This window comes from Candidatus Villigracilis saccharophilus (assembly GCF_016711665.1).
In genome coordinates this window covers 18973-28603 of the sequence record NZ_JADJSO010000004.1, presented here as the reverse complement: position 1 = coordinate 28603, position 9631 = coordinate 18973, and the positions used below count along the sequence as shown (strand labels likewise).

Below are 9631 nucleotides of genomic sequence, written 5' to 3'. Positions count from 1 at the left end.
CTTTTCTTCTTCTATGAGATCGCAGTGTTCCCGATGTACCTGCTCATCGCCATTTGGGGCTGGGTCAAGACTCGTGAATACGCGGCCATGAAGTTGACACTCTACCTGTTCATCGGTTCAGTGGTTGCCCCCTTGTCGGCGCGCTCGTCATGTACTGGACACAGTATCAAAACACAGGCGTACTTTCCTTTGACATGATCCAGATGGAAAGCGCGGGCTTCTCCGCTTCCTTCCAATTTATCTGGTTCCTGCCCGTCTTCCTCGGCTTTGCAGTCTTGGGCGGTATCTGGCCCTTCCACAACTGGTCACCTGATGGCCACGTTGCCGCGCCGACAGCAGTCTCCATGTTCCACGCGGGCGTGTTGATGAAACTCGGCGCATTCGCTGCCTTACGCGTGGGCGTCATGCTCCTGCCTGAAGGCGCGAAACAATGGGCATGGTTGATCATGATCTTCGCGGGTGTCGCGGTTGTGTACGGCGCGTTCATCGCCTTCGTCCAAACTGATATGAAGTACATGATCGGTTTCTCGTCTGTTTCCCATATGGGGCTTGTAGTCCTGGGCGTTTCAACACTCAACCATGACGGCCTTGTTGGCGCGGGCGTGCAGATGTTCTCGCACGGCGTCATGACGGCTCTATTCTTTGCTGTCACCGGTATGATCTACGACCGCTCGCATCTCGTCAGATACCGGCTTGGCGCGGCAAAAGCCCTGCCATTCGCTGGCGTTGGCTTTATCATCGGCGGTCTCGTTTCCATGGGTATGCCTGGCTTCTCCGGTTTCGTTGCCGAGTTCCCGATCTTTATGGGCGTGTGGGGCAGGCAGTGGCTTGTGGCAGTTATCGCAAGCATTTCCATCATTATTACCGCGGCGTATATCATGATCGCCATTCGCCGCGTGTTCTTCGGTCCAATGCCTGAGAAACTCGAAGGCCACATTTCACCCATTACTGCGCTGGATAAGGTCGCCATCTTTACCCTTTGTTCCTGCATGGTCCTGATCGGCATTTTTCCTGCCATTATGGTCCCCATGGTCGAAACAGGCGTTGAGAATATCCTGCGTCTCTTGGGAGGTGCATAAATGTTTACTCAGGTGATGTTCGCTTCCATCCTCCCGGAAATTCTGATCCTCATCCTTGCGGTGCTCCTGCTCTGCGTTGAACCGTTTTGGAAGGAAGACCAGCGCCGTAATGCGGGCTGGTTGACTGCGGGCGGATTATTCCTCGCCATTATCGTCAGCCTGCTCTTCGGTCAGCCTGGCGAGCCGACCGCCGTCTTCGGCAATATGATCCGCTTTGACTGGCTGGGATTCTTCTTTAAGATCCTGTTCATGTTCTCCGCTGCTGTGACCGCTCTTCTTTTGATGGATCACGAGAAGGCTGGGCATCGCGGGGAGGCTTATATCATGCTTTTAGCCTCGCTTCTCGGTATGAACCTGATGGCTGTTTCTGCGGACCTGATCATGCTCTACCTCGCGATCGAAACCGCTTCCATTCCGCTATACATTCTCGCAGGTTTCTTGCTTGCTGATGACCGCTCCACTGAGGCAGGTTTTAAGTATTTGCTGTTCGGTACGCTGGCATCCACCATTATGCTGTACGGCTTCAGCTTGATCTTTGGCTTTGCTGGTACAACGAACCTGTATCAACTCGCTGAGATGTTCACCAGTGGTGATATTTCTGCGCTCCTCGCATTTAGCGTTTTCGCTCTTGTTCTAGTTGGGATCGGCTTCAAGCTTGCCATTGTTCCCTTCCAATTCTGGGCGCCTGATGTCTACCAAGGTTCACCAACTCCTGTTGCAGGTTTCCTGTCGACGGCTTCCAAAGCTGCTGGCTTTGCGGTAATAGTACGCTTCTTCTTTGTCGCTTTCCCTGATTTTGCACCCTCGTGGACCGTGATCCTCGCGGCGCTATCAGCCATCACGATGACTGTCGGCAACCTGCTTGCACTTTCGCAGACCAATATCAAACGCCTGCTTGCGTATTCATCCATTGCGCACGCGGGGTATGCATTGATCGGTGTGGTTGCGTTTTTACCGCAGAGTGATCTTTCGAACACTGAACAATTGGGACCCGCAAGTGTAGTCTTCTATCTCGCGGCGTATATCGTCACCAATCTATTGGCCTTCGGTGTAGTCATGGCTTTTAGTCGCGTGACTGGTCTCGAAGACATCAAAGACTATGCGGGCATGAGTCGCCGCAACCCCTGGCTGGGATTGATGATGCTAGCCGCTTTCCTCTCTCTTGCAGGTATGCCTCCATTCGGCGGCTTCGTGGCGAAAGTCTTTGTCTTTGCCGCGGGTGTGCAGGCAGGCTACACGTGGTTGATCATCGTCGGTATTCTCAACTCTATCCTCGGTGTGTACTACTATCTCAATACGATGAAGTTCGTTTATCTATATCGTATGCCGAATGAAGATGAAGAGAATCACCCGATCCCGTTAACCCGCCCATATGCCATCGCATTGGCTATTCTGGCCATCGGCGTAATTTTGGTAGGTACTGTTTTCGCTCCGTGGTTTAGCTGGTCTGATGCCGCGGCCTTGAATTTGTTCTAGTTGAAAATCACCTCACAGGTCAGGAATGATGCAAAATGGATTTCCGTTTGACATCATCTTGACCTGTCAGTTATAATCGTGCGGCATGGCACAATCCGAGCAAAACCGTCGCAATAGTATGATAAGCACTCTGCTGATCGTGGTGATCGGGCAGGTGGGCTGTTTGACCTTGGCGGTCATTCTGGCTTCTGTGTTTGGCGGATTGTGGCTTGATAATACGTTTGGAACGAAACCAGTATTCACTCTGGTGTTGTTGTTTGCTGGTATTCCTCTTTCGGTGTTCCTGATGCTGTATGTCTCGCGAAGATCGCTGGCGCGGCTGAAGGAAAAATATGAAACCGAAGGGAAAGAAAAAACAGATTAGGAGGCGGACTTTGGAACAAGAGAAACGAAGGCCCTGGCGCCGATGGGTCGTGCTGGTGCTGATGATCGCGGGTTTTATTCTGGGCGGTATTTTTGTGCCCGTTCAACCCGAGATCACAGTGGCTGCCGAAAAACTGATTTTGGAGCCAATTTCTGAGAACTTTCTCGGATTTGCTGGCCCATTCTATTTGGTGAATACGCTACCCACGTTGGCAGTGACCCTGGTCCTGCTGATTGTTATTGCGTTCTTCACCAACCGTTCATTGAAGAATAGTCAAAACACCGACCTCGTGCCGCGCGGCATTGGGAATGTGATGGAAGCCATTCTCGAGATGCTCTACAACCTGACTGAAGGTTCTGCTGGCAAATATGCCAAAATGATCTTCCCCTGGTTTGCGACCATCATGATCTATGTGTTGTTTGCCAACCTGCTCAAGTTGATCCCTGGCTTTGAGTCCATTGGTGTTTTGCATCCTCATGGCGGTGAACATGCTGCAAGCGAACTTCATGGCTGGCATCTTTATAACCCCGAACTAAGCAAGGAATACGTCCTCGCCCCGTTCTTCCGCGGTATTTCAGTGGATTTGAACTTCACAGTGTCGCTGGCTTTGATCTCGGTGGTGATGATCCAGGTGATCGGTTTCCGCGCACAGGGACTTGGCTATTTGAGTAAGTTCTTTAATACACGCCGCATGTTCAAAGTGCCGTTCTTTGGCGCGATGGATTTTCTGGTCGGTCTGCTTGAGTTGATCTCTGAAGTCTCGAAGATCCTTTCGTTTGCCTTCCGTCTTTTCGGTAACATGTTCGCGGGGATCGTGTTGGTGGCGATTGTGGCTGGTTTGTTGGGAAAGATCTCGATCCTGCCGGCCATGATCATGATGTTCGAATTGTTCGTGGGTGTCATTCAGGCGTTCGTTTTCGGTATGTTGACCATGGTCTTTATGGCGCAAGCTACACAGGGTCACGGCGGCGAAGAACACGCCGAGCATTAAAATCATTTCGACTGTTTTGTCGGATATTTTCATCAAAATTTTATAATATCAGGATAAACCTAAGGAGGTTTGCAACATGGAAGGAAATATTTTAGATGCAATGCGCTATGTCGGCGCGGGTTTGGCTATGATCGGCGCCGCTGGCGCTGGTATCGGTATCGGTTTGAGTGTGCAGGGTGCCCTCACCGGCATGGCCCGCAACCCCGACACCTATGGTAACTTGTTGACCAACATGATCTTGGGAATCGCGTTCTCTGAAGCTATCGCTATTTACTGCTTGGTTATCGCGTTCCTCATGCTCTTCAAAGTCGTGTAGTTCATAGGAGCATAGAAACATGGAAGCTCTTGGTATTAATTTTGGTCTGCTCATTGTACAGATCATTGCGTTTATCATCGTGTTCCTCACTTTGAATTCATGGGTCTATAAACCCATGCTGGACATGATGGAATCCCGCAAAACGAAGATCGCTCAGGGACTGGAAGATGCCCGTGTCGCGGCGGAAGCCCGTGCCGATGCTCAAAAGGACGCGGACAAGATTCGCGCTGAAGCCCAGGCAGAAGCTGGAAAGATCGTTCGCGAAGCCACCGAGCGCGCCGCTTCCGCTGGCAAGGATGTCAAAGCCGCTGCTGAAGCCGAAGCCGCCAAAGCCCGCGAAGCTGCGATGGGTGAGGCTGAACTCGAACGCAATCGCATTCTTGGCGATCTGCGCGGACAGGTTGCCGCTCTGGCCATTGCCGCCGCGAACAAGCTCGTCGGTGAGGCATTGGATGAAAAGAAGCAGCACGCCCTCATTGATGAGTTCTTCTCGGTGTAAAATCGGGCAAAGTTGTCGTGGTTGAAGGCGACCTCAAAGGTGAAACCGCTGAAGTTACCAGCGCGCTCCCGCTCAGCAGCAAAGAGCAGGATGCCGTGAAGAAGAGTGTCTCTGTCAACAACATTTCCTACAAAGTGGACCCGTCCATTTTGGGCGGCCTCGTCATCAAAGTGGGTGACAAGGTTCTCGATGGCTCTGTTGCCGGCAAACTCGAAGGTCTGCGCCAGACTTTGAAGTAAGATTATTCTTAATGAAAAGGGTTTTGGTAAAATTACCAAAACCCTTTTTTGTTTTAAGCCACACTGAACGGAGATAAACCGAAATAAATGCTTCTAAAAAATTTGTTTGTTGATTTTCCATATTCCGAACCAATGAATATTCCAGCAGCTGAGGTCACAGGAATTGCCATCGACAGCCGCGCGGTGAAACCTGGCTGCCTTTTTGTTGCCATGCAGGGCGGATCTGTTGATGGGCATGACTACATTTCCACGGCGATCGCGAACGGTGCCGCGGTGGTGGTGGGGAGCAGGGAATTGAGCGGACTCAGCGTTCCATACATTCAGCTTGAAAACCCGCGTCAAGCGTTGACCTGGCTGGCTGCCGCCTTTTACAATTGGCCTGCCCGTAGACTGACCGTGATCGGCGTCACCGGCACGGATGGCAAGACCACAACGAGCAACATCATTTATAAGATTCTTATCGCTGCCGGCATTAAAGCTGGCATGATCTCAACGGTCAACGCGGTTATTGGCGACGAGGTGCTGGATACAGGTTTTCATGTCACCACGCCGGATGCGCACGATGTGCAACGCTATCTTGCCAGAATGATTGACTCTGGCTTGACGCATGTTGTGCTCGAGACCACATCGCACGGCTGGGCGCAGCACCGCGTGGATGCGTGCGAGTTCGACATAGGTGTGGTCACGAACATCACGCATGAACATTTTGATGAACACGGCAGTTATGAAAATTATCGTGCCGCGAAAGCGCGCCTGTTCAGTAGTTTGGAGCTAACAAAGGAAAAGCCTCAGGGGAATCCGCGTTTGGGTGTCATTAACCGTGATGACCGTTCCTTTGAATTCCTTAATGAATTTATCAAAACACGAAAAGTAAGTTATGGAATCGGAAGCAATGCTGACATTTGCGCGCAGGATGTGCAACACAGCCCGTCAGGAATTGCATTCAACGCTGCCTTACGTGATGATTTACACGTGGGGATTAAGAGTAGTCTGGTCGGGGCGTACAATGTCTCCAATTGCCTTGCCGCCCTGGCCGTCGCGATCTATGGTCTTGGCATTGATCCTGAGGTCGCTGCGCATGGGATCGCTTCTCTGGACGGCATTCCCGGCCGGATGGAGAGTATTGACCTGGGTCAGAGCTTCACCGCCATCGTGGATTTTGCGCATACTCCCAACGCGTTGAAAGTCACATTGGAAGCCGGCAGAAAAATGACCAGGGGCAGAGTCATCTCCATTTTTGGCTCCGCAGGCTTGAGGGATAAAGAGAAGCGCCGCATGATGGCAGAGACATCCATCGAGTTGGCGGATATTTCCATCCTGACCGCTGAAGATCCGCGCACGGAATCGCTTGAAGGCATTCTCGAAGAAATGGCGGCAGGCGCCAGCTCGAAAGGCGGCCGCGAAGGGGAAACGTTTTGGCGAATTGCGGACCGCGGTGAAGCCATCCGTTTTGCGCTCAGGCTCGCCCGCGATGGAGATATAGTTCTCGCATGCGGGAAAGGTCATGAGCAATCCATGTGCTTTGGAAAGACCGAATATTTATGGGATGACCGCACAGCCATGCGCGCCGCGCTCTCTGAATTTTTGAGAATTGATGGGCCGCAAATGCCCTATCTCCCTTCGCAGAATATGAATGAAAAAGATTGGTTGAAGAGTTAATCGGTCACAAGTCTCCTGACTTCTGACTGCAACGAGGCATCATGACAATCCATTATATACATCGCGAACAGATCATTCCTGCGCCAGTGGAAATCTTATGGAAATATTTCTCTGAGCCTGAAAATTTAAATTTACTGACTCCGCCTGATATGAATTTTGAAATCATCAAGGGCGGAGACGTCAACATGTATGAGGGACAGACCATCGAATATAGGGTTGAATTCATTCGCGGGGTCCGTTCCTTGTGGCTGACCGAGATCGCGCATGTGCGCGAGAATGAATATTTTGTGGATGAACAGCGCGTGGGTCCATATCGTTTTTGGTATCACGAACATTCTTTTGAGCCGCTGCAGAACGGCGTCAAGATGACTGACCATGTGACCTATGCCGCCCCGTTTGGGTTTCTTGGCGATGTTGTCCATGCGTTATGGATTCAGCAGCGATTAAAGACCATCTTCGATTTTCGATATCAAAAAATTATTGAAACATTTGGGAGCGCAAAATGACATCACCTTGGATATCTCCCGTAACTTTGCAGGGGAAATATGTCCGCCTGGAGCCGCTTAGCGAAGCGCATATCCCCGGCCTGACTGAGATCGGTAAAGGGCAGGATTTTTGGGATTTCATGTTGTATGGCCGCATGGAAACGGAAAATAATATGCGGAATTGGGTGCTCGATATCATGAACCGCGGCGCAAAAGGTACAGACCTGCCCTTTGTTGTTATTCATCTTGCTTCTGGAAAAGTAGCCGGCGCGACGCGCTATTTGAACATCATGCCCAAGGACCGCGGGCTGGAAATTGGCGGCACCTGGTATGGGTTGGAATACCAGCGTACCCCGCTGAATACGGAATGTAAATATTTATTACTTGCCCACGCCTTTGAAAAATTGGGATGTATCCGCGTTCAATTGAAAACAGATCTGATAAATCTGCGCTCACAGAAAGCGATCGAACGCATCGGGGCGCATCGGGAGGGGATTCTGCGCAATCACATGATCCTCCCTTCAGGCAGGGTTCGCGATTCCGTTTTTTACAGTATTTTGGATTCAGAATGGCCAGAGGTGAAAAAACGTTTGGAAGAAATGTTGGCGCGCTAAATTTTTTTTGGCAAGATCGTATATTTGATATTTTTTACGAAAATGGCTCAGTTGTCACGAATATAATTGAGAGAGGCTAATCCTTGTCATGATTTCTTCCGAGAGCCAAATAAGCTCCAAACCCAGTGAGCGCCAGCAGAAGAGCTACGATCAAAAAGAAACCATTTCCGTGTTCAGCCAATGGAATCCCGCCTACATTCATTCCAAACAAACCTGCGACCATATTGATTGGCAGTGCCAGAACGGTCACGACCGTCAAAACGAAAAGTGTGCGATTGGTCTGTTCATTGACAAGGGCGGCGACTTCTTCCTGAAGGATTTTTACCCGCTCAACCAGCGCCGCCGAGTCACTTACCGCAAGGGAAAATTCCTCGGCGGCCTGTTGTAATTCATTAAGGTCCGCTTCCGATATCCAATCGGGTGGACGATTGAGAAGCCGAAAAAACGCGGCGGGTTCGGGCGCGAGAAGCCGTTGAAGTCGAACCAGCACCCGTCTCAGAGAACCCAATTCGCTGCGGCTGATAGAAACACGGTTTGCCAATTGACGGTCTTCAATCTTATCCACTCGGTGGGTGGACTGTCGAATAATGTCGACCAGAACATTTGCCTGGTCCTGTAAAAGGTGTGCCAAAAGTTCAACTGGCGAACGGAAAACGTGGTTTGCCCGTACTGCTGCGCGAAGCTGGTCAATGGAACGCAGGGGCCGTAAGCGTGCGCTTACCAGCAGACGCGGCTCAATACATAAACTGGTGGTGGATACTTCCGAGGGGTCAAATTTGAAATTAAAAAGCACATCATTAATGACTGCCACCAGTGAATCTGAGTCCTGTTCCAGGCGGGTGGAGCCTATATTGCTTTGCAGAGAATCATGGAAGGCATCTGGCAGGGTCAGGTTTCGACGCAGCCAAGATTCGGATGCGGAATTGGAAAGTGAAAAATGCAGCCAGAGGAATTCGCCTTCTGTGATGGAGTTTTGCGCGGCTAAGAATTCTACCGCTGACTCTGAAGAAATTTGTTGTGCGGGTTGCCCAGGCGCGAAACGATACCCCCAGACCAGGCCATCCTGGTCTGAACCATAATTAGATTCAATCTTTTGCATTAATGTTTGATGTTCCATGTAATCATTATTTCACTGTGTATTATCTCATAAATTAAAATATGATCTTGTTTGCAGATGTTCCCATTCCATTTCCAGCAGTTACAAAAACCCTTTATGTTTGCTTGCACTCAGCGGGTCAAAATTGTTGGGTCAAGCCATCCTGCATTTGTGAGAAAAGTATGAATGAAAACAAAGGGCATTGACATAACGATGGGAAAGATCAGACCTGTAAAATAGCGGATCACGCTCTTCTGTCTGCGGGTGCCATGTGTCGGCAGCGATAGGATCGACGGCAGGATGATCCCGATGTACGTGAACATTGTTGGAAGAAGCAGCGCTATTCCCATGATGGGGACGGTTAGGACATGAATATAGATCTTCTCTGAGAACAATCCAAAGAGCCCGACCAGGGTAAATACCTCAGTCAGTGAATACTCATAACGTTTAAGCAGAATATACCAGGCAATAATAAAGCCGGGCAAAAGCAGCAGGTTATTGGCGTAGTACTGTGTTATCAAGGCGGGAAGTTCAGAGGGGCTTTTCACGCTGAGCAGGTGGACAGTAATACCCGCTATTGTTTCCTCGATAATGATCATGATGAGTCCCAGCCCAACGAAAAGGAAAAGATCAGGCAGGGTTCGGCTCTGAAGCCAGGTTTCCAATGGACCCCGCCTTTTCCACAACAGCCAGATGAAGGCGAGCCAGATCATATAATAGAACCCTCGCGCAGAAGGTGGGTCGCCTCCCATGAATGCGACGGCAAGAAATATAATTGAAAGAATGAGCACCGTCAGAATGCGCTTGTCCATG

13 protein-coding genes are annotated in these 9631 nt (G+C 50.4%); 11 read left to right on the top strand and 2 right to left on the bottom strand.

Translation table 11 applies throughout. From position 1 onward, the window contains the following. The 11 genes from IPL17_RS02150 to IPL17_RS02100 all read left to right on the top strand — a co-directional run. A partial coding sequence (locus tag IPL17_RS02150; protein WP_345305433.1) for a proton-conducting transporter membrane subunit occupies nucleotides 1-198 on the top strand: 198 nt, incomplete at its 5' end. Then, nucleotides 150-1079, top strand: a complete 930-nt coding sequence (locus tag IPL17_RS02145; protein WP_345305432.1) for a proton-conducting transporter membrane subunit — start codon at nucleotides 150-152, stop codon at nucleotides 1077-1079. The genes IPL17_RS02150 and IPL17_RS02145, both read left to right, overlap by 49 nt. Beyond that, nucleotides 1080-2555, top strand: coding sequence for an NADH-quinone oxidoreductase subunit N (locus IPL17_RS02140; RefSeq protein WP_345305431.1), 1476 nt, complete (start codon nucleotides 1080-1082; stop codon nucleotides 2553-2555). A 118-nt stretch (nucleotides 2556-2673) separates the two neighbouring features. Further along, nucleotides 2674-2919 (top strand): AtpZ/AtpI family protein, encoded by a 246-nt coding sequence (locus tag IPL17_RS02135; RefSeq protein WP_345305430.1) that lies wholly within the window; start codon nucleotides 2674-2676, stop codon nucleotides 2917-2919. 10 nt (nucleotides 2920-2929) lie between these two features. Continuing rightward, on the top strand, nucleotides 2930-3910 hold the full coding sequence (gene atpB, locus IPL17_RS02130) for a F0F1 ATP synthase subunit A (protein WP_345305429.1): 981 nt from the start codon (nucleotides 2930-2932) through the stop codon (nucleotides 3908-3910). A gap of 76 nt (nucleotides 3911-3986) precedes the next feature. Further along, nucleotides 3987-4226, top strand: coding sequence for an ATP synthase F0 subunit C (atpE, locus tag IPL17_RS02125; protein WP_345305428.1), 240 nt, complete (start codon nucleotides 3987-3989; stop codon nucleotides 4224-4226). Nucleotides 4227-4245: 19 nt separating this feature from the next. Next, nucleotides 4246-4725 (top strand): F0F1 ATP synthase subunit B, encoded by a 480-nt coding sequence (atpF, locus tag IPL17_RS02120; protein WP_345305427.1) that lies wholly within the window; start codon nucleotides 4246-4248, stop codon nucleotides 4723-4725. 17 nt (nucleotides 4726-4742) lie between these two features. After that, nucleotides 4743-4964: a F0F1 ATP synthase subunit delta gene (locus IPL17_RS02115; protein WP_345305426.1), complete on the top strand. Its 222-nt coding sequence runs from the start codon at nucleotides 4743-4745 to the stop codon at nucleotides 4962-4964. Nucleotides 4965-5051: 87 nt separating this feature from the next. After that, nucleotides 5052-6623, top strand: a complete 1572-nt coding sequence (locus IPL17_RS02110) for a UDP-N-acetylmuramoyl-L-alanyl-D-glutamate--2,6-diaminopimelate ligase (protein WP_345305425.1) — start codon at nucleotides 5052-5054, stop codon at nucleotides 6621-6623. 41 nt (nucleotides 6624-6664) lie between these two features. Further along, nucleotides 6665-7129, top strand: a complete 465-nt coding sequence (locus IPL17_RS02105; RefSeq protein WP_345305424.1) for an SRPBCC family protein — start codon at nucleotides 6665-6667, stop codon at nucleotides 7127-7129. Continuing rightward, a complete protein-coding gene (locus IPL17_RS02100; RefSeq protein WP_345305423.1) occupies nucleotides 7126-7722 on the top strand; it encodes a GNAT family protein in 597 nt (198 codons plus the stop codon). Before IPL17_RS02105 ends, IPL17_RS02100 begins: the two co-directional genes overlap by 4 nt. 76 nt (nucleotides 7723-7798) lie before the next feature. Here IPL17_RS02100 and IPL17_RS02095 read toward each other — a convergent pair whose 3' ends face one another. After that, complete coding sequence (locus IPL17_RS02095) at nucleotides 7799-8839, bottom strand: transporter (RefSeq protein ID WP_345305422.1); 1041 nt, start codon at nucleotides 8837-8839, stop codon at nucleotides 7799-7801. A gap of 110 nt (nucleotides 8840-8949) precedes the next feature. Next, a complete protein-coding gene (locus tag IPL17_RS02090) occupies nucleotides 8950-9630 on the bottom strand; it encodes a hypothetical protein (protein WP_345305421.1) in 681 nt (226 codons plus the stop codon). Nucleotide 9631: the final 1 nt, after the last annotated feature.

What these genes read in the sequence shown, in the direction of transcription:
- IPL17_RS02145 (WP_345305432.1), top strand. Translation starts at nt 150, where the DNA reads ATGTACTGGACACAGTATCAAAACACAGGCGTACTTTCCTTTGACATG.
- IPL17_RS02140 (WP_345305431.1), top strand. Translation starts at nt 1,080, where the DNA reads ATGTTTACTCAGGTGATGTTCGCTTCCATCCTCCCGGAAATTCTGATC.
- IPL17_RS02135 (WP_345305430.1), top strand. Translation starts at nt 2,674, where the DNA reads ATGATAAGCACTCTGCTGATCGTGGTGATCGGGCAGGTGGGCTGTTTG.
- atpE (WP_345305428.1), top strand. Translation starts at nt 3,987, where the DNA reads ATGGAAGGAAATATTTTAGATGCAATGCGCTATGTCGGCGCGGGTTTG.
- atpF (WP_345305427.1), top strand. Translation starts at nt 4,246, where the DNA reads ATGGAAGCTCTTGGTATTAATTTTGGTCTGCTCATTGTACAGATCATT.
- IPL17_RS02110 (WP_345305425.1), top strand. Translation starts at nt 5,052, where the DNA reads ATGCTTCTAAAAAATTTGTTTGTTGATTTTCCATATTCCGAACCAATG.
- IPL17_RS02105 (WP_345305424.1), top strand. Translation starts at nt 6,665, where the DNA reads ATGACAATCCATTATATACATCGCGAACAGATCATTCCTGCGCCAGTG.
- IPL17_RS02100 (WP_345305423.1), top strand. Translation starts at nt 7,126, where the DNA reads ATGACATCACCTTGGATATCTCCCGTAACTTTGCAGGGGAAATATGTC.
- IPL17_RS02095 (WP_345305422.1), bottom strand. Translation starts at nt 8,839, where the DNA reads ATGGAACATCAAACATTAATGCAAAAGATTGAATCTAATTATGGTTCA.
- IPL17_RS02090 (WP_345305421.1), bottom strand. Translation starts at nt 9,630, where the DNA reads ATGGACAAGCGCATTCTGACGGTGCTCATTCTTTCAATTATATTTCTT.